Annotated in this window: 18 protein-coding genes; 14 read left to right on the forward strand and 4 right to left on the reverse strand. The window is 64.3% G+C overall.

What is annotated here, in order from left to right; all coding sequences use genetic code 11:
- Positions 1 to 296 precede the first annotated feature (296 nt).
- Positions 297 to 971: a Crp/Fnr family transcriptional regulator gene (locus AAFG16_RS18725; RefSeq protein ID WP_342740156.1), complete on the forward strand. Its 675-nt coding sequence runs from the start codon at positions 297 to 299 to the stop codon at positions 969 to 971.
- A 91-nt stretch (positions 972 to 1,062) separates the two neighbouring features.
- On the opposite strand, the gene AAFG16_RS18730 is transcribed toward AAFG16_RS18725, so the two are convergent.
- Positions 1,063 to 2,325 (reverse strand): MFS transporter, encoded by a 1,263-nt coding sequence (locus AAFG16_RS18730; RefSeq protein ID WP_342740157.1) that lies wholly within the window; start codon positions 2,323 to 2,325, stop codon positions 1,063 to 1,065.
- 295 nt (positions 2,326 to 2,620) lie between these two features.
- On the opposite strand from AAFG16_RS18730, the gene AAFG16_RS18735 reads away from it, so the two are divergent.
- The gene (locus AAFG16_RS18735; protein ID WP_342740158.1) at positions 2,621 to 5,929 is read left to right on the forward strand and encodes an adenylate/guanylate cyclase domain-containing protein; all 3,309 of its coding nucleotides are present in this window, start codon (positions 2,621 to 2,623) and stop codon (positions 5,927 to 5,929) included.
- Between the two features lie 21 nt (positions 5,930 to 5,950).
- Positions 5,951 to 6,631 carry a redoxin family protein gene (locus tag AAFG16_RS18740; RefSeq protein ID WP_342740159.1) on the forward strand — a complete coding sequence of 227 codons (681 nt, stop codon included), beginning with the start codon at positions 5,951 to 5,953 and terminating at the stop codon, positions 6,629 to 6,631.
- A 12-nt stretch (positions 6,632 to 6,643) separates the two neighbouring features.
- Here AAFG16_RS18740 and AAFG16_RS18745 read toward each other — a convergent pair whose 3' ends face one another.
- Positions 6,644 to 7,483: a uroporphyrinogen-III synthase gene (locus AAFG16_RS18745; RefSeq protein WP_342740160.1), complete on the reverse strand. Its 840-nt coding sequence runs from the start codon at positions 7,481 to 7,483 to the stop codon at positions 6,644 to 6,646.
- A 144-nt stretch (positions 7,484 to 7,627) separates the two neighbouring features.
- Between AAFG16_RS18745 and purU the strand changes: the two genes are divergently transcribed.
- Positions 7,628 to 8,491: a formyltetrahydrofolate deformylase gene (purU, locus tag AAFG16_RS18750; protein ID WP_283085782.1), complete on the forward strand. Its 864-nt coding sequence runs from the start codon at positions 7,628 to 7,630 to the stop codon at positions 8,489 to 8,491.
- Positions 8,492 to 8,559: 68 nt separating this feature from the next.
- Here purU and AAFG16_RS18755 read toward each other — a convergent pair whose 3' ends face one another.
- Positions 8,560 to 8,844, reverse strand: coding sequence for a hypothetical protein (locus tag AAFG16_RS18755; RefSeq protein ID WP_342740161.1), 285 nt, complete (start codon positions 8,842 to 8,844; stop codon positions 8,560 to 8,562).
- A 522-nt stretch (positions 8,845 to 9,366) separates the two neighbouring features.
- Between AAFG16_RS18755 and AAFG16_RS18760 the strand changes: the two genes are divergently transcribed.
- The 6 genes from AAFG16_RS18760 to AAFG16_RS18785 all read left to right on the forward strand — a co-directional run bounded on the left by AAFG16_RS18760 (position 9,367) and on the right by AAFG16_RS18785 (position 15,186).
- On the forward strand, positions 9,367 to 10,545 hold the full coding sequence (locus AAFG16_RS18760) for an ABC transporter substrate-binding protein (protein WP_283085784.1): 1,179 nt from the start codon (positions 9,367 to 9,369) through the stop codon (positions 10,543 to 10,545).
- A gap of 134 nt (positions 10,546 to 10,679) precedes the next feature.
- Entirely contained in the window at positions 10,680 to 11,549 is an 870-nt protein-coding gene (locus AAFG16_RS18765) for a branched-chain amino acid ABC transporter permease (RefSeq protein ID WP_027564908.1), read from the forward strand.
- An 8-nt stretch (positions 11,550 to 11,557) separates the two neighbouring features.
- On the forward strand, positions 11,558 to 12,586 hold the full coding sequence (locus tag AAFG16_RS18770; protein ID WP_283085785.1) for a branched-chain amino acid ABC transporter permease: 1,029 nt from the start codon (positions 11,558 to 11,560) through the stop codon (positions 12,584 to 12,586).
- A complete protein-coding gene (locus AAFG16_RS18775; protein WP_283085786.1) occupies positions 12,583 to 13,338 on the forward strand; it encodes an ABC transporter ATP-binding protein in 756 nt (251 codons plus the stop codon). Before AAFG16_RS18770 ends, AAFG16_RS18775 begins: the two co-directional genes overlap by 4 nt.
- A complete protein-coding gene (locus AAFG16_RS18780; protein ID WP_342740162.1) occupies positions 13,331 to 14,047 on the forward strand; it encodes an ABC transporter ATP-binding protein in 717 nt (238 codons plus the stop codon). Before AAFG16_RS18775 ends, AAFG16_RS18780 begins: the two co-directional genes overlap by 8 nt.
- Positions 14,048 to 14,067: 20 nt before the next feature.
- Positions 14,068 to 15,186, forward strand: a complete 1,119-nt coding sequence (locus AAFG16_RS18785) for a cobalamin-independent methionine synthase II family protein (protein ID WP_342740163.1) — start codon at positions 14,068 to 14,070, stop codon at positions 15,184 to 15,186.
- 172 nt (positions 15,187 to 15,358) lie between these two features.
- Here AAFG16_RS18785 and AAFG16_RS18790 read toward each other — a convergent pair whose 3' ends face one another.
- Positions 15,359 to 17,077 (reverse strand): caspase family protein, encoded by a 1,719-nt coding sequence (locus AAFG16_RS18790; protein ID WP_342740164.1) that lies wholly within the window; start codon positions 17,075 to 17,077, stop codon positions 15,359 to 15,361.
- Positions 17,078 to 17,243: 166 nt separating this feature from the next.
- On the opposite strand from AAFG16_RS18790, the gene AAFG16_RS18795 reads away from it, so the two are divergent.
- The 4 genes from AAFG16_RS18795 to AAFG16_RS18810 all read left to right on the forward strand — a co-directional run bounded on the left by AAFG16_RS18795 (position 17,244) and on the right by AAFG16_RS18810 (position 23,028).
- Positions 17,244 to 18,599, forward strand: coding sequence for a hypothetical protein (locus tag AAFG16_RS18795; protein WP_342740165.1), 1,356 nt, complete (start codon positions 17,244 to 17,246; stop codon positions 18,597 to 18,599).
- Positions 18,600 to 18,664: 65 nt separating this feature from the next.
- On the forward strand, positions 18,665 to 19,861 hold the full coding sequence (gene metK, locus AAFG16_RS18800; protein ID WP_283085792.1) for a methionine adenosyltransferase: 1,197 nt from the start codon (positions 18,665 to 18,667) through the stop codon (positions 19,859 to 19,861).
- 124 nt (positions 19,862 to 19,985) lie between these two features.
- Entirely contained in the window at positions 19,986 to 21,407 is a 1,422-nt protein-coding gene (gene ahcY / locus AAFG16_RS18805) for an adenosylhomocysteinase (RefSeq protein ID WP_342740166.1), read from the forward strand.
- Between the two features lie 160 nt (positions 21,408 to 21,567).
- Positions 21,568 to 23,028: an NAD(P)/FAD-dependent oxidoreductase gene (locus tag AAFG16_RS18810; protein ID WP_342740167.1), complete on the forward strand. Its 1,461-nt coding sequence runs from the start codon at positions 21,568 to 21,570 to the stop codon at positions 23,026 to 23,028.
- The last annotated feature ends 6 nt before the right edge of the window (positions 23,029 to 23,034 follow it).

Raw genomic sequence — 23,034 nt, forward strand, 5'->3', positions numbered from 1 at the left:
TCTTCGTCCGTTCGTCGGTGCGATCCTAGTACGGCCGAGCCGGCGAGGCCATGCAGCGATTGGTCCCGTCCGGAGCCGCGCCACTCTGATCCCGAACGGGATCAAAAGCCGCATCGCCCAAGGTGGCTCTCAATAGGGGAAAGCGCTATTTTGAAATGTCTCCGGCCTGACAATTCTGCGACAAAGTTTTTCGGACCGAGGCGGCCTCCATCTTTCGTCGGATGGCAGCGGAATTAATCATGTTGCAGTGCAACAGAAGGGTGGAGTGACAAGACGGTGCGGCTGGCCTCGGGATCATGATTTCAGAGGATCATCTGAAGCGCGTCGCCGCCTGGTCGCGCGAGCTCACGCCAGTGGAGATCGAGGTCGCCCGCGCCGGGATCACGGAGCGGTCCTACGGCACCGGCGAGACCGTGTTCATGCGCGGCGACACATTTGCCTATTGGGCCGGCATGGTCAGCGGTCTCGCGCGGATGGGCGGGGTCTCGCGCGACGGCAAGGAGACGAGCCTTGCCGGGCTGACGGCGGGGGCCTGGTTCGGGGAGGGCAGCGTGCTCAAGAACGAGCCGCGCCGCTACGACGTGGTCGCGCTGCGCAACAGCCGCGTCGCGCTGATGGAGCGCAGCGCCTTCATGTGGCTGTTCGAGAACAGCGTCGGCTTCAACCGCTTCCTGGTGCGCCAGCTCAACGAGCGGCTCGGCCAGTTCATCGGCATGCTCGAGGTTAATCGTACGCTGGACGCCACCGCGCGTCTCGCCCGCAGCATCGCCTCGCTGTTCAATCCAATCCTGTATCCGGAATCGACCCGGCATCTGGAGATTACCCAGGAGGAGATCGGCGCGCTCTCGGGCATGTCTCGCCAGAACGCCAATCGCGCGCTGAACAGGCTGGAGAAAGAAGGTCTGCTGCGGCTCGAATATGGCGGCGTCACCATCCTCGATATCGACCGGCTGCGCGGTTACGGGGATTAGAGCGTTTTCGAGCAAAGTGGATACCGGTTCGCGTCAAGAAAACGCGCCCAAACGAGAATCTAGAGCCCGTTCCGATTCATCGGAGCGGGCTCTAGCGCGCGTTCGCCGGTGCGTGCACCGGCCAGAGGTCGGCGCGCCAGCGGATCGCGATCGCCAGCATCGCGACGAAGCCGGCTGCGGCGTAGAGCGAGCCCGTCGCGGAATAGCCGATGATGTCGATCAGGCTGCCGGCCGCGAGCAAGCCGATCGGCAGGCCGTAGATCACCATCATGCGCACGCCCATCACGCGGCCGCGCAGATGCGCGCTCGCGGTGCGCATCAGGATCACGGCTGCCGAGATCATCGACATGCTCTGGGCGATGCCCGCGAGCACGAGGCAGGCCATCGCCACCGGCATGGTCCTGATCTCGACGAACACCAGCAGCATGGCGTACCAGGCCAGCGTCGCGCCGATCAGCAGCCGGGCGATGCGCAGTCCGCTGACGAGGCTGAGCGTGATCGAGCCGATCAGCGAGCCGACGGCGAAGCTCGCCGAGAGGTAGCCGAGGCCGGTCTGGTCGGTGTGAAAGATCTCCCGCGCGATGTAGGGCAACAGTCCACCGGTGAAGGGAAACGCGGTGAGATTGGCCAGGAAGGCAACGCAGAGCGCCGCGCGCATTCCCGGGCCATTCCAGGCGTAGACGATCCCTTCCTTCAGATCGTCCAGCAATCGCGACATCGCGTGGCCGTTTGCCGGAAGATCGCTCGTGGCGACAATCCTTTTGGGCCGGGTCAGGCAGAGCATGAGAAGCGCGGCCACGAGATAGAGGCAGGCGATCGCGACATAGACGAGGCCGATGCCGAGCACGGCGAACAGGCTTGCGCCCGTCAAGGCTCCGGCGATGCGCGCGCTGTCCTGGGTCGTACGTGCCACGCTAATGGCGCCCACGAGGTGCTCGGCCGGCATGATGTCAGCGAGCAGCGCGCCGCGCACGCCGAGATCTGAGGGCCGGATCAGGCCCATGATCGCGACGATGATCATGACGCTCAGCGGCGACAAATGACCGGTCAGCGCCAGAGCCATGATGGTCGACGAGAGCACGGTGTAGGCAAGACGCATCACGACCAGGAGATCGCGATGACCGATGCGGTCGCCGATCATGCCGAATACCGGCGCGACCAGGGTCCCGACGAACTGGAGCGAGGCAAGCACGGTCAGCAGCAATACCGAGCCGGTCTCGACCATGATGTACCAGCCAAGCACCAGCGTCTCGACCTCGAACGCCCAGGAGGTGAGCAGATCGGATGGCCACTGGAAACGATAGTTGCGGATGCGGAACGGCGCGAGCGCGGAAGGTCTCGTGGGTGTGCTCAAGATGCGTTGACGGGTTTCAGGGCGATTCCCGGTCCTTATTATTTGTTCTTCTGTTCGGCAGGGTAGCCCCGGCGATGCGTCTGTCAATTGGCGCTACAGCATGCCGCCATGCTTGCCGATGATCTACGGTGCGTCTGTGCGTCTGCAGCATTGCCTCGTTGCCCAGCCGATACGAAGAGGTAGACGAGCCACCGCTTGCTCTTCCGGCACACAAAGCCCATTCTGGTCCGCAATTGAGGCCCGTTTGAACGGGCCAACAGATCGCGCCATCGCGGCTTCCGCGAGGTCTTGGGCCATGAACTGCTCCGGTTGCGGTTTCGAGGTTCAGAGCGGCTTTGCCTTCTGCCCGAAGTGCGGCACGAAGCAGCCGAACGCGTGCCCCGGCTGCGGCTTTCCATGCGCACCGGATTTCGCGTATTGCCCGAAATGCGGCGCGCTGGTCGGCGAGGTCCCTCAACCCCGAGCAGAGGCGCGGCCGACCGCGCCGGTCAGGGCATCCTCGCCGCCACTGGCGCCGACAGCAGACCCTCAACAGGCATTTCGACCGCAGCCGGACAAGATCGACAGCGAAGCCAATCGCCGCACCATCACCGTGCTGTTTGCCGATCTCAGCGGCTTTACCGCAATGAGCGAACGCCTCGACCCCGAGGTCATGCAGACGCTTCAGAACGAGTTGTTCGAGGAGCTGACGGCGGCCGTGCAAGGCTTTGGCGGCTTCGTGGACAAGTTCATCGGCGATGCGCTGCTGGCGCTGTTCGGTGCGCCGGCCGCGCACGAGGACGATCCGGAGCGGGCGGTCCGCGCTGCCATCGACATGATCGAGCGGACGGCGCAGCTCAGCGAACGGGTGAAGGCGTTTGCCGGTTCACCGCTGCTGCTCCATGTCGGCATCAACACCGGGCACGTGGTCGCGGGCGGACTGGGTGTGGGCGTTGCCAAATCCTACTCGGTGACCGGCGACACGGTGAATACCGCTCAGCGGTTGCAGTCGATGGCGCCGCCGGACCAGGTGCTGGTCGGGCCGTTGACCTACCGTCTGACCCGGCACGCATTCGCGTATGAATCGCTTGGCGAGATCTCGCTCAAAGGCAAGATGGGCAGCGTCCTGGTCCATCGTCTCAAGGGGCTGCTCGACATGCCGCGCGCGGCACGAGGCCTCGACACGCTGGGCCTCAGTGCGCCCCTGATCGGCCGCGACGCCGAACTTGCCCGCGTGATCAGCAGCCTCGATCGCGCGTGCGGCGGGGCGGCGCAATTGGTGCGGCTGGTCGGCGAAGCGGGCATCGGCAAAACGCGCCTGGTGAACGAATTCGTCGCCCGTATCCGCGATGAAGACCGCTTCGAAGGCGTGGCGATCCGGCAGGCGGTCTGCTCGCCGCTCGGCGAACAATCCTACGGCACGCTCGCCGCAGTGCTGCGCAGCGCCTATGGCATCGCGCAGAAGGCCAGCGCCGCGGAGACTGAGGCCAAGCTGACTGAAGCGCTGTCAGATCTCGGCCTTGCGGCCGAGGAGGCCGAGCGGTTGATGCCGCTCTATGTCCACGTTCTCGGTCTCGGGGGCGCGGACGCCGTATTGCAGCATATCGAGCCCGAACAGCTCCGGCGGCAGATATTCTTTGCGATCCGGACCGTCTTCGAACGGCGCCTGGCCTTGTCGCCGCTCCTGATCATTGTCGAGGATCTGCACTGGGCGGATGCCGTATCTCTCGAAGCGCTGCGATTCCTGATGGACCGGCTGGAGCGCACGCGGCTGATGCTGCTGTTTACGCATCGGCCAATGCTGGAGCTGGATCAGTTCGGTTCGGGTCGGATCAGCCACACGACCATCCGATTGCCTCCACTCGGTGACGCCGACGGGCAAAAGCTGCTCTCGGCTTTTTTCAGTCTCGGTTGGCGTGAGCCGCCCGGAAGTCTGTTCAGTCGCATCCTGGAGCGCGCGAGCGGCAATCCACTTTTCCTCGAGGAGATCATCCGCGGTCTCATCGAAGCTGGCGCCCTGGAGTGCGACGGCTCGCAATGGCGGATCAAGTTGGATGAAGCCGCCGCCGATATCCCGGCGAGCATTCAAGCTCTGTTGTTGGCGCGCCTGGATCGGCTGCCGCAGGAGGTGCGTCGGTTGGCGCAGGAGGCCGCGGTGATCGGCCCCCGCTTCGATGTGGCTCTGCTCGGCGCGGTAGCAACCGGGCAGGCGAAGGTCGAAGTGGGAGTAGAACGTCTGTGCGACGCCGAGATTGTCGAGGAAGTCGCGGGCGCTAATTCGATTTCGCTGCGATGCTACCGTTTCACGCAGACCATGCTTCAGGACGTGATCTATCAAAACCTGCTCTTGCAGCGGCGGATCGAGCTTCATGGACGCATTGGTGCCGCGCTGGAGCAGCTCTACGGCAGCGAGCCCGAGCGGCTCGAAGACCTCATCCTGCTCGGACACCACTTCAGCCTCAGCGCGCGCAAGCCGAAAGGCGCGCGTTACCTGCGCGCGGCCGGCGATCGCGCGCGCACAACCTATGCCAATGACGATGCCATCCGCCTCTACCAACAGGCCCTCGCCGTGCTGTTGACCGGTGGCGAATGCGACCCGGAGCGGCTGGTTCTGTCCGAGCGGATCGCGGAACTCTGTGGCGCGGCCGGCCGTCGCAACACGGCCGAGGAGCACTACCAGAGCGCGCTGGAAGGGTATCGCGTCGCTGCCGATCGCATCGGCGAAGCGCGAATTCTTCGCAAGCTTGGCCGGTTGTTGTGGGACGCCGGCAAGCGGATCAAGGCCGAGACGCATTACGCCGAGGCGGCGGAACGGCTTGGAGGGACCGAAGCGCCCATCGAGCGCGCGCACCTGTCGCAGGAACGTGGCCGTCTCGCTTTTCGCATGGGCGATCATACGGCCGCCGCGAGATGGGCAGACCAGGCGCTTGGCTACGCCCGATCCGCGCCTGCGGCCGCGGACGAACAGACCGGACTCGAGGCAGCGCGCGCCATTGCCGAGGCCCTCAATACCAAGGCGGTTGCCCTGGCGCGCCTTGGACGACACCAGGATGCGGTGCGCGAAGTGGAGCAAAGTGTCGCGGCAGCCGAAGCCGCCGGCCTTCTCAACGTGGCATGCCGCGGCTATACCAATCTCGCGGTGCTCTACACCATTGTGGACCCGGCGCGGGCCATGGAAGTTTGTCGGCGCGGGCTGGATGTCGCGCATCGTATTGGCGACCTCGGGTTCCAGGCGCGCCTTCTTGCCAATTTTGCCGTCGCCTGTTGCACCTTCACGGATAAATGCACCGACGAAGGCGTGCCCGCTGCCGAAAAGGCGATCGAGATCGACCGGGCGCTCGATCAGCGCGAGCATCTCCCTGTACCCTTGATCGTACTCGGGCAAATCCATCAATGCCATTTCCGGCCCGATCAGGCTGCCCGCTGCTACAATGAGGCCATCGAGGTCGCGAGCGAAACCGGCGAGCCGCAACAGCTCTTTCCATGCTATGATGGCCTAGCGACATTGAACCTTGATCGCGGCGACATGCCTGAAGCCGAGCGCTATTTCGCGCTGGCTGATGATGTCTGCACCAGGCACGGGCTTGATCCCGCCGGACTGATTGTACTGCCATTTCTCGACTAGGTCATGTGAAGGAGTTCAACCATGTCAGAACGCCATGTCGATGGACCGCTTCAACCGGGCGATCGCGCACCCAACATCGTGCTGGACGCCATCACGCGCGAAGGGAAGGTCGCACTCGAGGATTTTCGCGGGCGCAGTCCGATATTGGTAGGCCTGTTTCGAGGTTTGCATTGCCCGTTCTGCCGCCGCCATATTGCGGCACAGGCGCAGCTTGACGCAGCCCTGCGCGACAAGGGTGTCGAAAGTCTCACCGTCGTCAATACGCCGACCGATCGGGCGCGGCTCTACTTCCGATATCACCCGTTGCCCAATCTGCTCGCCGCGTCTGATCCCGAACGGGTCTCGCACCGCGCGTTCGGCCTGCCAAATCTCGAATTCACGGAGAACGAAACCGAGTGGCCGCGCAAGGTGGCCGTGGACGCGGTCATGAGCATGCAAGTGGATATGCCCGGCGAACTGCCCAGCCCGATGAACCGGCCGGCGGCGGCAGAGTACCTCAACAACAAGGACGGTTACGAGATGACGGAGGCCGATCAGCGCATGGCGGCAACCGGCACGGGCCAGCTGTTCGGCCAGTTCCTGCTCGACCGGGAAGGGATCGTACGCTGGACCTTCACCGAGGTACCCGAAGGCGGCCATCGCATGTTCGGGATGCCGAGCCCGCAGGAGTTGATGTCGGCTGCCTCGCAGGTGGTAGGTTAGAGATCTCAGCGATTAACGCGCCACCTTCGGGCGTTTCTCGGCGAGCGCTGCCGCCATCGCCGAGATCAGCGGGCGCATGAAATAAGCGTCCTCGGGAGGCGAGACGTCGGCGCGCAAGCCATGTCCGGTGAGTTCGCCGGACACCGCGGGCCCCACCGACGCGATCAGCGTCCGCGCGAAGCCCTTGCGCAACTTCGCCTCGCTGCCGCCGGCCTTCGCCGCTTCGATCAGGCGGCGGACCTGGCCGAGATTGGTCAGAGCGATGCAATCGATCCGTCCCTCAGCCATGTCGTCGATGGCAGCGATGATGTTGGCATCCGCGGCCTTGGAATCGTAGACATAGGGCAGCACGCTATCGACCTCGGCCCCCTGCGCCGAGAGCGCGCCGGTCAGCGCGCCGTGGTCCTTGTCCGGATAGAGCTGGAGGCCGAGGCGATGCCCCTTCAGGTCGAGCTTGCCCAGCATCTCGATCACGCCCTCGGTGGTCGGCTTCTCCGTGGTCTGCTGCGCTTCGAGCGAGACCTCGCGCAGCGCCTTGCCGGGCTTCGGCCCGCGGGTGAATTTTCGCGATTTGGCGAGCGAGGTGACAAGGGGCTGGTCGAGGCCGCGAGCGCGCGCGAGCTTCATGATCCGCCGCAGGCCTTCGCCGGTCATCAGCACGAGATCGTCGAGTGGCTCGTCGATGGCGCGGCGGATCCAGGCTTCGACCGGGGCGGGGTCCGGCGCATCCTCGATGGTGAACATCGGACATTGCACGACCTCGGCGCCTTGCTCGGCCAGAAGCTTGGAAAACTGAGCCTCCTCGCGCGTTTCCAGGATCAGGATGCGGGTGCCATTCAAGCGGTCGGCCATGGGCGTGCTCCGGTCAGTCAAATCGCAATGGACCATTCATCCTGACTCCGCGGTCGGGATTGGCGCAAGGGCAGGGTCGGTGCTAGAGCAGGGCGCAAATCGCGGAGCGTTCCGCAGCCCTTGCACAAACCTTCATCAAGAGCCATGCCCGACCATCAATATGTGCTGACCCTGTCCTGTCCGGATCGCCCCGGCATCGTCTCGGCGGTGTCGACCTTCCTGGCTAATTCCGGACAGAACATTCTCGACGCCCAGCAGTTCGACGACGTCGAGACCAAGAAGTTCTTCATGCGCGTGGTGTTCACCGCCGCCGATCTCGCCGTGGAACTGTCTGCGCTTCAGACCGGCTTTGCCGCGATCGCGGAGCGTTTCGGCATGGACTGGCAGATGCGCGATCGCGCTGCGCATCGCAAGGTGATGCTGCTGGTGTCGAAGTCGGACCATTGCCTGGTCGACATCCTCTATCGCTGGCGCACCGGCGAATTGCCGATGACGCTCGCCGCGATCGTCTCCAACCATCCGCGCGAGGTCTATGCCGGGCTCGATTTCGGCGGCATCCCGTTCCACCATCTGCCGATCACAAAGGACACCAAGCCCGAGCAGGAGGCGCAGATCCTCGATCTCGTCGCCCAGACCGGGACCGATCTCGTCGTGCTCGCCCGCTATATGCAGATCCTGTCCGACGATCTCTCGGCAAAGCTTTCCGGGCGCTGCATCAACATCCACCACTCGTTCCTGCCGGGCTTCAAGGGCGCAAAGCCCTATCACCAGGCGCATGAGCGCGGCGTCAAGCTGATCGGCGCGACCGCCCATTACGTCACGCGCGACCTCGACGAAGGCCCGATCATCGATCAGGACGTCGAGCGCATCAGCCATCGCGACACGCCGGAAGATCTCGTCCGCAAGGGCCGCGACATCGAACGCCGCGTGCTCGCGCGCGCGATCCGCTATCATCTCGATGACCGCGTGATCCTCAACGGGCGCAAGACCGTGGTGTTCGTGGATTAGCGAATAGTGAGTGGCGAGTAGCGAATAGAAGCGTGGCCATTCGCCACTTTTATTCGCCATTCGCTCCCTTAACGCACCGCACCGCCCGAAGTGGACCCCATCGCGCCCTTCTGCGCCTGCTCTTCCTTCTCGCGATCGGCCGCCGGCATCAGTCGCTTGCGTTCGCGTTCCTTCATGTAGGCGTCGTATTGCGGTGTGCCCGGCCGCGGCGGGGCATCCGCCGGCAGGCCGCCGGCCCATTGCGGAATGTAGTCGCCCATGCCGGACGACAGTCTCTCGTTGACCGTGCCGCAGCCGCACAGCCCCGCGGCGAGCACGGTGAGGGCGAGGACGGAGCGGAAAGGCTTGGGCATTGTGGGAGCGCGGCTTCTGTCATGGAACGCCAGCTTAGGCCAGCGTCTGGAGAGTAGCCTTCAACAAGGTAAAATAGGCTTATTCGAGGTAGGTAATTCGTTACCGAGTCTTAACCACCACGACCTCGCCGATGTCCGAATTCTGCAAAAGGTGGACGAAATCCTCCATCCACGCGGCCGCTCACGTTCCTAGACTGCGACGGAAGGCTCGCGACAAATTGGCTTGGGCAGCGGAGGGGCTTTTTCGTTGACAGGTCCATTTTATTTGTACAATCGTCCAAATGGAGGCGGGCACGAGCGGGAAACTCAGTTACCCTAACGTAACCGCGACACCGCTCCTTGCCGTCGGCAAATCGGAACGCTCGGCTTGCGCCGAAGGGTCGCCAAACGTCCGATTGACAATGAGGGCGCGAAAGACGCCATGTGGCGCGCGATATCGCGCGTGCGTGAGCTAAACTGAGGCAAGGACCGGGCACTCGGTCCGCCGCACAAGAGGTCAGGAATGAAGGGGAGGGACATTTGATGTTCGAACGCAAAGTGTTTTCGCGCACCGCAGCAGCGGCCGCTATCGCAGGCCTTGCAGTGCTCGCGCCGGCCAAGGCCGAGGACACCGTCAAGGTCGGCCTGATCCTGCCGATGACCGGGGGCCAGGCCTCGACCGGCAAGCAGATCGAGAACGCGATCAAGCTCTACATGCAGCAGAAGGGCGACACCGTCGCCGGCAAGAAGGTCGAGATCATCCTCAAGGATGACGCTGCGATTCCCGACAAGACCAAGACGGCCGCGCAGGAGCTGATCGTCAACGACAAGGTCAATTTCATCGCCGGCTTCGGCGTGACGCCGGCGGCTCTTGCCGCTGCGCCGCTCGCCACGCAGGCCAAGATTCCGGAAGTCGTGATGGCGGCCGGCACCTCCATCATCACCGAGCGCTCGCCCTACATCGTGCGCACCAGCTTCACCCTGGCGCAGTCTTCCACCATCATCGGCGACTGGGCGGTGAAGAACGGCATCAAGAAGGTCGCGACGCTCACCTCCGACTACGCGCCGGGCAATGATGCGCTCAACTTCTTCAAGCAGAATTTCACTGCCGGCGGTGGCGAGGTGGTCGAAGAGGTGAAGACGCCGCTGGCCAATCCCGATTTCGCGCCGTTCCTGCAGCGCATGAAGGATGCCAAGCCCGACGCGATCTTCGTGTTCGTGCCGGCCGGCCAGGGCGGCAACTTCATGAAGCAATATGCCGAACGTGGCCTCGACAAGGCCGGCATCAAGGTCATTGGACCGGGCGACGTCACCGACGACGACCTGCTCAACAACATGGGCGACGCCGTGCTCGGCACGGTCACCGCGCACCTCTACTCGGCGGCGCATCCCTCGCAGATGAACAAGGACTTCGTCGCGGCCTACAAGAAAGCCTTCGGCAACCGTCCTGGCTTCATGGCGGTGAGCGGCTATGACGGCATCCACCTCATTTACGAGGCGCTGAAGAAGACCAATGGCGATACCAACGGCGACAAGCTGATCGAGGCGATGAAGGGCCAGAAGTGGGAGAGCCCGCGCGGCCCGATCTCGATCGACCCCGAGACCCGCGATATCGTGCAGAACATCTACATCCGCAAGGTCGAGAAGGTCGACGGCGAGCTCTACAACGTCGAGTTCGCGACCTTCGAAGCCGTCAAGGATCTCGGCAAGACCAAGAAGTGACGCGCGAAAGCGCGTCATCCCGGGGCGCGCTTAGCGCGAACCCGGGATCTCGAGATTGTTGAAACGAGATTCCGGGTTCAGCGCTGCGCGCTGCCCCGGAATGACGAACGACTATCAGGATCAATCCAGCCTCGATGACCGCGATCCTCACCAACCTGTTCGATGGCGTTGCCTATGGCATGCTGCTGTTCGTGCTTGCATGCGGGCTCGCGGTCACGCTCGGCCTGATGAACTTCGTCAACCTCGCCCACGGCGCCTTCGCCATGGCCGGCGGCTATGTCTGCATGGTGCTGGTCAACAGGATGGGCTGGCCGTTCTTCGCCGCGCTGCCGCTCGCCTTCGTCTCGTCGGCCGCGATCGGCATCTTGCTCGAGCGCACGCTCTACCGTCATCTCTATACGCGCAGCCATCTCGACCAGGTACTGTTCACCATCGGCCTGACCTTCATGTCGGTGGCAGCGGTCGACTACATCCAGGGCTCCTCGCGCGTCTTCATCAACCTGCCGGCCGCGCTGCAGGGCCAGTTCGACGTGTTCGGCGTCGGCATCGGCCGCTACCGGCTGATGATCATCGTGATCTGTGGGCTGCTCACCATCGGCCTGCAGATGGTGCTGGCCAAGACGCGTTTCGGCAGCCGCCTGCGCGCCGCGGTCGACGATCCCCGCGCCGCGAGCGGCCTCGGCATCAACGTGCCGCAGGTGTTCGCCTTCACCTTCGCATTTGGATGCGGCCTCGCCGGCCTCGGCGGCGCGCTCAGCGCCGAGATCCTTGGCCTCGATCCGTATTTCCCGCTGAAGTTCATGATCTACTTTTTGATCGTGGTCACCGTCGGCGGCTCGTCTTCGATTACAGGCCCGTTCCTGGCCTCGCTCCTGCTCGGCATCGGCGACGTCGCCGGCAAATATTACGTGCCGAAGATGGGCCCCTTCGTGATCTACACCATGATGATCGTGATCCTGATCTGGCGCCCGAACGGCCTGTTCGGCCGCACGGCCGCGCGTTGAGTTTGCCGATGAGCGCTTCTTCCGACGTCGGTTATCACGCCCAGCGCCAGGCGCGCTGGCACTATGGCGAAGTCGCCTTCTGGCTGATCGTGCTGGCCTGCGGCTTTCTGTTCCCCACGCGCTACCTGATCATGACCGACATCCTGCGCCTGGCGCTGTTCACGATGTCGCTCGATCTGATCCTCGGCTATGCCGGCATCGTCTCGCTCGGCCATGCCGCCTTCTTCGGCGTCGGCGCCTATGCCGCGGGACTGCTTGCGCTGCACGGCATCGTCAAGGAGCCCGTGCTGGCCCTCATCGTTGCCGGCCTTGCCGCGATGGTGCTCGGCTTTGCAACCAGCTTCCTGGTGATCCGCGGCGTCGACCTCACGCGGTTGATGGTCACGCTCGGCATTGCGCTGCTGCTGGAGGCGCTCGCCGAGCGCTTCTCCAACATCACCGGCGGCACCGACGGCCTGCAGGGGATCGAGATGCAGCCGATCTTGGGCGAAATCCCGTTCGACATGTTCGGCAAGGCCGGCTTCTTCTATTCATTGGCCGTGCTGTTCCTGCTGTTTCTGTTCGCCCGCCGCGTCGTGCATTCCCCGTTCGGCCTGTCGCTGCGCGCGATCAAGAACAATCCGCTGCGGGCAGCTGCGATCGGCATCCCCGTCAACCGCCGCCTGATCGCGATCTACACGTTAGCTGCGTTCTATGCCGGCATCGCCGGTGCGCTGTTCACCCAGACCACGGCGATCGCCTCGCTCGACGTGTTCGCCTTCGAGCGCTCCGCCGATCTGATGCTGGTGCTGGTCATCGGCGGCACCGGCTATCTCTATGGCGGGTTGATCGGCGCGGTGATCTTCCGCATGCTCCAGGAGGTGTTCTCCACCATCACCCCGCAATACTGGCAGTTCTGGATCGGCCTCGTGCTGGTGGTGATCGTGCTGGTCGGCCGCCAGCGCCTGCATCGCTGGGTGCTGTATGTGCCGAATCTCGTCATCAAGCAGGTGGCCGGGCGCAAGGCCGTCGTCGCCGTGCCGGAGAGCGACGCATGACCATCGCGCTCGAGACCCAGAACCTCGAAAAGACTTTTGGCGGCCTGCGCGTGACGCGCGACCTGTCGCTCAAGGTCAAGCAGGGTGCCCGTCACGCGTTGATCGGCCCGAACGGCGCCGGCAAGACCACGGTCATCAACCAGCTCACCGGCGTGCTGAAGCCGAACTCCGGCCGCATCCTGCTCGAAGGCCAGGACATCACCGACCTGCCGGTGCACAAGCGCGTGCTGCGCGGCCTGTCGCGCACCTTCCAGATCAACCAGCTCTATCCCGACCTGACGCCACTGGAGACCATCGGCCTTGCCGTCTCCGAGCGCCTTGGTCATGGCGGCGACTGGTGGCGGCGGATGGGCACCCGCAATGATGTCAACGACGAGATCGCCGATCTGCTGACGCGCTTCCATCTGCTCGACGTCATGAACGAGCAGACGGTCACGCTACCTTACGGCAAGCAGCGCCTGCTCGAGATCGCGGTCGCGATCGCCGCCAAGCCGCGCGTGCTGCTCTTGGACGAGCCCGCCGCCGGCGTGCCCGAGAGCGAGCGCCACGACATTCTCGCCGTCGTAGGCAGCCTGCCGCGCGACGTCACGGTGCTGCTGATCGAGCACGACATGGACCTCGTGTTCTCCTTTGCCGACCGCATCTCGGTGCTGGTTTCGGGCGCACTGCTGACCGAAGGCCCGCCTGAGCAGGTCGCGCGAGACCCGCAAGTGAAGGCGGTCTATCTCGGCGAGGAGGCGGTCAATGTCTGACCTGCTCGCGATTGACTCGCTGCGTGCCGGTTACGGCGAGGCGGTGGTGCTGCCCAACATGTCCCTGCGCCTCGCCGAGGGACAGGTGCTGGCGCTCCTGGGCCGCAACGGCACCGGCAAGACCACGCTGATCAACTCCATCGTCGGGGTCACCCGCCGCTTCTCCGGCACTGTCGGGCTCGCCGGCACCGACGTCACGGCCCTGCGGCCCGACCAGCGGGCGCGCGCCGGCATCGGTTGGGTGCCGCAGGAGCGCAACATCTTCCGCTCGCTGACGGTCGAGGAGAACATGACCGCGGTGGCCCAGCCCGGCCCCTGGACGGTCGAGAAGGTCTACGAGATGTTTCCGCGGCTGAAGGAGCGGCGGAGCAACTTTGGCAACCAGCTCTCCGGCGGCGAGCAGCAGATGCTGGCGATCGGCCGTGCGCTGACCCTCAACCCGAAGGTCCTGCTGCTGGACGAGCCGACCGAGGGCCTTGCGCCCATCATCGTTGAGGAGCTGCTGAAGGCGATCGGGACCATCACCCGGGCCGGCGGCATCTGCTCGATCATCGTCGAGCAGAATGCGCAAAAGATTCTGGGGCTTGCCGACCGCGTTGTGATATTGGAGCGCGGAACGATCGTCCATGACGCCCCGAGCGCCGCGCTGAAGGCCGACCCTTCGGTCCTGGAGCGCCACCTCGGGGTCGCAGGGGCGTCGGCCCACTAGAAAATACCCGGGAGTACCAAATGCAGCGAACGAAAGCCCCCTTCCGCGCCGACGAAGTCGGCAGCCTTCTGCGTCCCGCCAAGATCAAGGACGCCCGAGCCAAGCTCGATAAGGGCGAGATCTCGGTCGACGATCTGCGCAAGATCGAGGACATGGAGATCGAGAAGGTCGTGCACAAGCAGGCCTCGATCGGCCTGAAGCTTGCGACCGACGGCGAATTCCGCCGTTCCTGGTGGCATTTCGACTTCCTCGCCAAGCTCACCGGTTGCGAGCTGTTCCATCCCGACACCGGCATCCAGTTCACGGGCGTGCAGACCCGTCATGACGCGGTGCGCGTGATCGACAAGCTCGATTTCCCCGACAGCCACCCGATGCTGGACCACTTCCGCTTCCTGAAGAAGGTCGCCGACCAGGCCCACGTCACCGCCAAGATGACGATCCCGTCGCCGGCGGTGCTGCACTTCCGCGGCGGCCGCAAGTCGATCTCCAAGGACGTCTATCCCGATCTCGACGCCTTCTACGAGGACCTCGGCAAGACCTACCGCAAGGCGGTCAAGGCGTTCTACGACGCCGGCTGCCGCTATCTCCAGTTCGACGACACCGTGTGGGCCTATCTCTGCTCGCAGGACGAATTGCAGAAGGCGCGCGAGCGCGGCGACAATCCGGACGGTCTCCAACAGATCTATGCCCGCATCATCAACTACGCGCTGGCCGAGAAGCCGGCCGACATGGTGGTGACGACGCATGTCTGCCGCGGCAATTTCCGCTCGACCTGGATCTCCTCGGGCGGCTACGAGCCGGTGGCGGAGACCATGCTCGCCGGCACCAATTACGACGGCTACTTCCTCGAATACGACTCTGACCGCGCCGGCGGCTTCGAGCCGCTGCGCTTCCTGCCCAAGGGCAACAAGGTCGTCGTGGTCGGCGTCATCACCTCGAAGTTCGGCGAGCTCGAGAAGAAGGACGACATCAAGCGCCGTCTGGAAGAGGCCGCCAAGTTCGCCCCGCTGGAGCAGCTCGCGCTGTCGCCGCAATGCGGCTTCGCCTCGACCGAAGAGGGCAACATCCTCTCCGAGGAAGAGCAGTGGGCCAAGCTCGGCCTCGCGGTCGAGATCGCCAAGGAAGTGTGGGGCCAGTAAGCCTCCGCATGCTCGCCGTCATTCCCCGCGAAAGCGGGGAATCCAGTACGCTGCGGCTTCTCGGTGAAGCACTGGCGTCTCGGAATACTGGATCGCCCGGTCAAGCCGGGCGATGGCACTGAGTATGTAGCCGATGGCAGCGCCATCCTGACGTGGCGGCGCATCCGCGCCCTCACTTCTCCGCCAGGTAAACCTCGCCCAGCAGCGACGAGTTCGACCACGGCACCTGCTTGTTCCTGGTGCTCGACACCACCTCGGCCCGCACCCGTGTCAGCATCTGCTGCACCTCGAGGCCCGGCGTGCCGATGTGGCGCGAGAGCGCGGCGGAGAACGGCGAGTTGGCGCCTTCGCCGTCGAGCGCGACCTGGCCCGGTGCGGTGGCGAAGGCGATCAGCGTGCCGGCGCCCAGCGTCGCGCCAGTGCCCAGGCTCGCCGGCGCTGCGAGGCCCGAGGCGCCCTCGATGGCACGATTGGTGCCGGCGCTCGCCATCTGCTGAGCCATCGGATTGTTGCGACAGGCGTCGAAGATCAGGATGTTGGTGCGGACCTGGTCGTCGAGGCCGGCCATGATCGTGTCCATATCGATCATCGCCTCCGTCATGTTCGTGCCCGGCTTGAGTTCGACGTCGACGGGAATGAGGTAGTTGCGGCCATCGACCTGCACGCCGTGGCCGGCATAGTAGACCAATGCGACCTGCGCCCGTGCCGCGTCACGCAAGAAGTCGCGCGTCATCTTCTGCATCGCGGCGCGGTCGAGATCGACGCCCTCCGACACCGTGAAGCCGATGTCGCGCAAGCTCTTGGCGACGGCGCGCGCGTCGTTGGGCGGGTTGGGCAGCGCCTTGACATGCGCATAGGCGCCGTTGCCGATGATCAGCGCCATGCGCGTGCCGCGAACCGCCGGAGCAGGCGAAGGGGCGGGTGCGGCAACGGTTTGCTGCGGAGCAGGGGCCGCCGCCGGCTGCGTTGCGGGTGAGGGCGCATCGCGCGGGATCGGCGCGGCTGCGTCCGTCACCAGCGACAGCCGCACCTTTGGGGTGGCCTGATTGGCCTTGCTGACGGCATCGGAAGCCACGATCGCCAGCGTCGCGTTGTAGTCCTCGCGTGCGCGGGCGTAGTTGCCTTTCGCCTCATAGGCCAGCGCGCGATGGGTGTAGCCGGAGATCAGCACGCTGTTCGGCGGCGTCATGATGTTGACCGGCGGCTTCTCCTTGGCAAGCCGGATCGCCTCGCTGCCGTCGGCGATGGCGCGATCGAGCTCGCCCTTGGCGCGCCAGATCGAGGTGCGGTTGATCAGCGGCTGCGGCAGCGTCGGATCGAGCCGGATCGCCTGGTTGATGTCGGCGAGCGCGCCGTCGAGATCGCCGAGCGCCTCTTTCGAGATGCCGCGGTTCTGGAACGAGAACGCCGATTTCGGATCGGCCTTGATGGCGGCATCGTAGTCGACGATCGCCTTGGCATAATCGCGCTTGCCGCGCCAGGCATTGCCGCGATTGTGGAAGATGATTCCGCTTGGTCCGCCGAGCTTCAGCGCGTCGTCGAAATCAGCGATCGCGATGTCGTAGTCGCCCTTGTCGTAGTAGGCCGATCCCCGCAAATTATAGACGGCCTGGCTCGGCTTCAGCCGGATCGCTTCGGTGGCATCCGCGATGACCTTGGCGTAGTCGCCCTTCTTGTTCCAGCCCACCGCGCGCCAGAAATAGACGGTCGCGAGCTGCTCGCCCTTGAACACCTTCAGGGCGATGATCTTGGTGCAGGCGTCGACCATCTGGTCCGCCGGCGTGGTCTCGGTGGTGCAGAGCGGGCCAAGCTGGCTGCGCGCCTGCGCCAGCGCGGGTGCGGTCCAATGCGCGGCGGTGAGCAGGCAGAGTGCGGCGAGCAGGCGACGCATGGCGGTGGTCCCATGAGAGGAGAGGCGCTTGTTTGTTGCCCGGCGGTGCCCCGGGGTTCACGCGCTCGTCATTGGACGTGGAGTAAAGCAGGGCGGGCTATTCCCTCAGTGGGCAGAATTTGCTACGAGGTGGAGCCCAACGCCGCTGCCCACCGACTTCCCACCGATGAAAAACGACGAAATCCTGAGCCAGATCACCGAGTTCTGCCGCAAGGCGGACATGGCGGAATCGACCTTTGGCCGCCGCGCGGTGAACGATGGGAAGCTCGTGCATCGCCTGCGCGAGGGCAAACGCATCACCATCGACACACTGGAGCGGATCCAGGCCTATATCGCGGCATCGACGACCGGCGGCCTGCCGCCGCCGCGGGGCCTCCAGGTGCCGCCGGAAAAGCGCGATCCGCGCGGCAATTTCCGCTTCTTCGAGAACCGGCAGAAATATTTGCTGTTCGTCCATACCTGCAGCGAGAAGCGGGTGATCGCAGACCGCGTGGCGCTGGAGCTCTCCACCATCCATCCGCGCCCGCCGGCGCTGCGCATCTTCGATGCAGGCGTCGGCGACGGCACGGTGCTGGCGCGGGTGCTGCGCGCGACGCATCAGCGCTACCCGCACATGCCGTTCTATGTCGCCGGCAAGGAGCTGAGCCTCGAGGATCTGCGCCTGACGCTGGAGAAGGTGCCGGACCGCATTTTCGAGCATCCGGCGTCGGTGTTTGTCTTCACCAACATGTTCTACTCGGAGGCGCCCTGGCTGACGCCGGCGTCGCCCGCGGCGGCCGCCGCCACCGTCTGGCACGAGGTCCCGCTGAGGGGCGCTTCATCGGGCGAGTTCGAGCAGCAGATCGCCGAGCTCAGGCCGTTCCTGGAGCAGAACTGGCGCGCCGCGATCAGCCCCCGCACGGCCATGCCGCTCTATGAGCGGCCCGTCGTCCTCGTGCTCTATCGCGAGGATCACCGGTTCCTGCTGGATTCGACCATTCCGCGGCCGGGCCAGACCGAGGCCAATTTCGACCTCGTCATCGCCTCCCAGCCCTACCGCGCCCTGTCCTCGGTCAATTTCCGGGCAAAACGGATCATTGCGCCCCTGGCGCGGGCACTTCGCCCGGGTGGGAGGCTGATCGGAATCCACTCTCACGGCCAGGATCCGGGCATGGAAATGATCCAGGCGATCTGGCCCGGAGAAAACCCTTTCGCGGTCAGCCGCCATGAGATATTGCGCGCGGTTAAGTATGAGCTCGGATCGTTGGGCCGCGACCTAAATTTTAATGCTTATGCGGACAACCGCTCGATCTTCAGGTATGATATGGAAGCGCTGCCCAACGAGGTAACGGGCTCCATCGGAACCTCGACGGCCTTTGCAGCGTGGAACGCGGCGGTGTATGTGGCGCAGATCGAGGACGACCGATTGACAGAAATGACTCAAAACGGCCGCACTCTGGATGCCGCCCGGGACGTGCTGCGCAAGTACAACGGGCTCTGGTTTCTCGACGAATCCTACGTCATCTCGCGACGGCGTGATTGACATAATCCAAGTCTAAACATCGCAAACACCCGCCAGCTTAGCGGCGGCGGAACAAGGGGTTACTGATGCGCGCGTCCTATCTCTTCACCAGCGAATCCGTGTCCGAGGGCCATCCCGACAAGGTCTGCGACCGGATCTCCGATGAAATCGTCGATCTGTTCTACCGCGAGGGGCCGAAGGCCGGCATCGATCCGTGGCAGATCCGTGCCGCCTGCGAGACACTCGCGACCACCAACAAGGTCGTGATCGCCGGCGAGACCCGCGGTCCGAAGTCGGTGACCAACGAGCAGATCGAGGGCGTCGTCCGCAACGCGATCAAGGACATCGGCTATGAGCAGGACGGCTTCCACTGGAAGACCTGCGACATCGAGATCCTCTTGCATCCGCAGTCGGCCGACATCGCTCAGGGCGTCGATGCGCTGCAGCCGGGCGAGGTCAAGGAAGAGGGCGCTGGCGACCAGGGCATCATGTTCGGCTACGCCACCAACGAGACGCCCGATCTGATGCCGGCGCCGATCTTCTATGCCCACAAGATCCTGCGCCTCATCTCCGAAGCCCGTCACTCCGGCAAGGAGAAGGTGCTTGGCCCGGACTCCAAGAGCCAGGTCACCGTGCAGTACGAGAACGGCAAGCCGGTCGGCGTGCGCGAGATCGTGGTCTCGCACCAGCATCTGGTCGAGGACCTCTCGTCCAAGCAGATCCGCGACATCGTCGAGCCCTATGTGCGCGAGGCGCTGCCGGCGGACTGGATCACGCCGAAGACGATTTGGCACATCAACCCGACCGGCAAGTTCTACATCGGCGGTCCCGACGGCGACTCCGGCCTGACCGGCCGCAAGATCATCGTCGACACCTATGGCGGCGCGGCCCCGCATGGCGGCGGCGCGTTCTCGGGCAAGGATCCGACCAAGGTCGACCGCTCGGCGGCTTACGCGGCGCGCTATGTCGCCAAGAACATCGTTGCCGCCGGTCTTGCCGACCGCTGCACGCTCCAGCTCGCCTACGCCATCGGCGTTGCGCGTCCGCTGTCGATCTACATCGACACCCACGGCACCGGTAAGGTGTCGGAGGATCAGCTCGAGAAGGCCGCCGCCAAGGCGATGGACCTCACCCCGCGTGGCATCCGCTCCCATCTCGATCTCAACCGCCCGATCTACGCGCGCACCTCGGCCTACGGCCATTTCGGTCGCACGCCCGACAACGAAGGCGGCTTCTCCTGGGAGAAGACCGATCTCGTCGAGCAGCTCAAGCGCGCGCTCTAATTCTCTTGCGTCATTCCGGGGCGCCGCGACAGCGGCGAACCCGGAATCTCGAACCTTACGGATTCCGGGTTCGCTCGTTTCAAGAGCGCCCCGGAATGACGAGCCAAACAAACAGGACCCCCCTATGAACGCGAAGCCCGGCTTCACTGATTACATCGTCAAGGACATCTCTCTCGCCGATTTCGGCCGCAAGGAGCTCTCGCTGGCCGAGACAGAGATGCCCGGCCTGATGGCCACCCGCGAGGAGTTCGGCCCGAAGCAGCCGCTGAAGGGCGCGCGCATCGCCGGCTCCCTGCATATGACGATCCAGACCGGCGTGCTGATCGAGACGCTGGCCGCCCTCGGCGCCGATATCCGCTGGGTCTCCTGCAACATCTATTCGACGCAGGATCACGCCGCCGCCGCGATCGCGGCCGCCGGCATTCCGGTCTTCGCCGTCAAGGGCGAGACGCTGAAGGATTACTGGGACTACACTGCAAAGCTGTTCGACTGGCACGGCGGCGGTCATCCGAACATGATCCTCGATGACGGCGGCGACGCCACTATGTACGTCCATCTCGGTCTGCGCGCCGAGAACGGCGACACCGCCTTCCTCGACAAGCCCGGCTCCGAGGAAGAGGAAGTCTTCTTCGCGCTTCTGAAGAAGCAGCTCAAGGAGAAGCCGAAGGGCTACTTCGCCGCGATCGCCGAGAGCATCAAGGGCGTTTCCGAAGAGACTACCACGGGCGTGCACCGTCTCTACGACATGCAGAAGGCCGGCACGCTGCTGTGGCCGGCGATCAACGTCAACGACAGCGTCACGAAGTCCAAGTTCGACAACCTCTATGGCTGCCGTGAATCGCTGGTCGACGGCATCCGCCGCGGCACCGACGTGATGATGTCGGGCAAGGTCGCGATGGTCGCGGGCTTCGGCGACGTCGGCAAGGGTTCGGCCGCCTCGCTGCGTCAGGCCGGCTGCCGCGTGATGGTCTCGGAAGTCGATCCGATCTGCGCGCTGCAGGCCGCGATGGAAGGCTACGAGGTCGTGACCATGGAAGACGCCGCGCCCCGCGCCGACATCTTCGTCACCGCCACCGGCAACAAGGACATCATCACCATCGAGCACATGCGCGCGATGAAGGATCGCGCCATCGTCTGCAACATCGGCCACTTCGACAACGAGATCCAGATCGCGGGTCTGCGTAACCTGAAGTGGACCAACATCAAGCCGCAGGTCGACGAGATCGAGTTCCCCGACAAGCACCGCATCATCCTGCTGTCGGAAGGGCGGCTCGTGAACCTCGGCAACGCGATGGGCCATCCGTCCTTCGTGATGTCGGCGTCCTTCACCAACCAGACGTTGGCGCAGATCGAGCTGTTCGCCAACAACAAGGACGGCAAATACAAGAAGGAAGTCTACGTGCTGCCGAAGTCGCTCGACGAGAAGGTCGCGCGCCTGCACCTCGCCAAGATCGGCGTCAAGCTCACCGAGCTGCGCAAGGATCAGGCCGACTATATTGGTGTGAAGCAGGAAGGCCCGTACAAGTCGGACCACTACCGCTACTGAGCCACAGGTTCAGCCGACCATCGACGCGAAGCCCCGGAGCGATCCGGGGCTTCGTTGTTTCGGCGCACGGAATTCAACTCGCTTTGCAGTTGCAGCACGGCTGATTGCCAATTGACGGTCCGCAGCCGCAGGCGGACAATCCTCCTCGGCGGAGGAAACCATGCAACCAGAACATTTCGACGTGCTCATCGTCGGCGCCGGGCTATCAGGCATCGGCGCGGGCTATCATCTGCAAACGAAATGCCCGACCAAGAGCTACGTCCTCCTGGAGGGCCGCGACTGCATCGGCGGTACCTGGGATCTGTTTCGCTATCCCGGCATCCGATCCGACAGTGACATGTTCACGCTCGGCTATTCCTTCAAGCCGTGGACCGATCCGAAGGCGATCGCGGACGGGCCGCAGATCCTGAACTATGTGCGCGAGGCCGCAGCCGAGAACGGTATCGAGAAGCACATCCGCTTCCGCCATCGCGTCAAGCGCGCGGCGTGGTCGACGCCGGATGCACGCTGGACCATCGAGGCCGAGCGCATCACGGGTGAGGGCGCGACCGAGCTGGTGCGCTTCACCTGCAATTTCCTGTTCATGTGCTCGGGCTATTACAAGTACGAGGCGGGCTACACCCCCGAATTCAAAGGCGTTGCGGATTTCGCCGGCCGCATCGTGCATCCGCAGAAATGGACCGAGGACATCGATTACGCGGGCAAGCGCGTCGTCGTGATCGGCTCGGGCGCGACCGCGGTGACGCTGGTGCCGGAGCTTACCAAGAAGGCGGCGCAGGTCACCATGCTGCAGCGCTCGCCGACCTATGTGGTGTCGCGTCCGGCGCAGGACCCCGTCGCGAACAAGCTGCGGCGCAATCTGCCGACGCGGCTGGCCTATCATGTCATCCGCTGGCGCAACGTGATGTGGGGGATGTTCTTCTTCCAGCTCAGCCGGCGCCGGCCTGCGAAGGTGAAGGACCTCATCCTCAAGGGCGTGCAAATGGCACTTGGGCCCGACTACGACGTCGCGACCCATTTCACGCCGCGCTACAATCCCTGGGACCAGCGGCTGTGCCTCGTGCCCGACGGCGACCTCTTCAAGGCGATCCGCGAAAAACGCGCCGCCGTCGTCACCAATGAGATCGACACCTTCACCCGCGACGGCATCCGCCTCAAGGACGGCAGCGAGCTCGCCGCGGACATCATCGTGACGGCGACGGGGCTGGTGCTCCAGGCCGTCGGCGGCCTCGAGGTCAGCGTCGACGGCCGCGTGGTCGATTTCGCCAGGACGCTGACCTACAAGGGCATGATGTATGCGGACGTGCCGAACATGGCCTCGGCGTTCGGCTACACCAATGCGTCCTGGACGCTGAAATGCGATCTCACCTGCGAATATGTTTGCCGTCTCATCAACTACATGGACCGGCACAATTTTCGCCAATGCATGCCGCACAATGACGACCCTGATATCACCGCGCAGCCCTCGCTCGATTTTACCTCGGGCTATGTCCAGCGCTCGATCGCAAAAATGCCGAAGCAGGGTTCGAAGCGGCCATGGCGGCTGTACCAGAACTACGCGCTCGACATCGTCTCCCTGCGCTTTGGCCGGATCGACGACGGCGTGATGCAGTATTCCTGATCGCGC

The organism is Bradyrhizobium sp. B117, from assembly GCF_038969555.1.
GTDB lineage: Bacteria > Pseudomonadota > Alphaproteobacteria > Rhizobiales > Xanthobacteraceae > Bradyrhizobium.

Bases quoted from the DNA above. Each gene is read 5' to 3' on its own strand.
- AAFG16_RS18725 (WP_342740156.1), top strand. From the start codon at position 297: ATGATTTCAGAGGATCATCTGAAGCGCGTCGCCGCCTGGTCGCGCGAG.
- AAFG16_RS18735 (WP_342740158.1), top strand. From the start codon at position 2,621: ATGAACTGCTCCGGTTGCGGTTTCGAGGTTCAGAGCGGCTTTGCCTTC.
- AAFG16_RS18740 (WP_342740159.1), top strand. From the start codon at position 5,951: ATGTCAGAACGCCATGTCGATGGACCGCTTCAACCGGGCGATCGCGCA.
- AAFG16_RS18745 (WP_342740160.1), bottom strand. From the start codon at position 7,483: ATGGCCGACCGCTTGAATGGCACCCGCATCCTGATCCTGGAAACGCGC.
- purU (WP_283085782.1), top strand. From the start codon at position 7,628: ATGCCCGACCATCAATATGTGCTGACCCTGTCCTGTCCGGATCGCCCC.
- AAFG16_RS18755 (WP_342740161.1), bottom strand. From the start codon at position 8,844: ATGCCCAAGCCTTTCCGCTCCGTCCTCGCCCTCACCGTGCTCGCCGCG.
- AAFG16_RS18760 (WP_283085784.1), top strand. From the start codon at position 9,367: ATGTTCGAACGCAAAGTGTTTTCGCGCACCGCAGCAGCGGCCGCTATC.
- AAFG16_RS18765 (WP_027564908.1), top strand. From the start codon at position 10,680: ATGACCGCGATCCTCACCAACCTGTTCGATGGCGTTGCCTATGGCATG.
- AAFG16_RS18770 (WP_283085785.1), top strand. From the start codon at position 11,558: ATGAGCGCTTCTTCCGACGTCGGTTATCACGCCCAGCGCCAGGCGCGC.
- AAFG16_RS18775 (WP_283085786.1), top strand. From the start codon at position 12,583: ATGACCATCGCGCTCGAGACCCAGAACCTCGAAAAGACTTTTGGCGGC.
- AAFG16_RS18780 (WP_342740162.1), top strand. From the start codon at position 13,331: ATGTCTGACCTGCTCGCGATTGACTCGCTGCGTGCCGGTTACGGCGAG.
- AAFG16_RS18785 (WP_342740163.1), top strand. From the start codon at position 14,068: ATGCAGCGAACGAAAGCCCCCTTCCGCGCCGACGAAGTCGGCAGCCTT.
- AAFG16_RS18790 (WP_342740164.1), bottom strand. From the start codon at position 17,077: ATGCGTCGCCTGCTCGCCGCACTCTGCCTGCTCACCGCCGCGCATTGG.
- AAFG16_RS18795 (WP_342740165.1), top strand. From the start codon at position 17,244: ATGAAAAACGACGAAATCCTGAGCCAGATCACCGAGTTCTGCCGCAAG.
- metK (WP_283085792.1), top strand. From the start codon at position 18,665: ATGCGCGCGTCCTATCTCTTCACCAGCGAATCCGTGTCCGAGGGCCAT.
- ahcY (WP_342740166.1), top strand. From the start codon at position 19,986: ATGAACGCGAAGCCCGGCTTCACTGATTACATCGTCAAGGACATCTCT.
- AAFG16_RS18810 (WP_342740167.1), top strand. From the start codon at position 21,568: ATGCAACCAGAACATTTCGACGTGCTCATCGTCGGCGCCGGGCTATCA.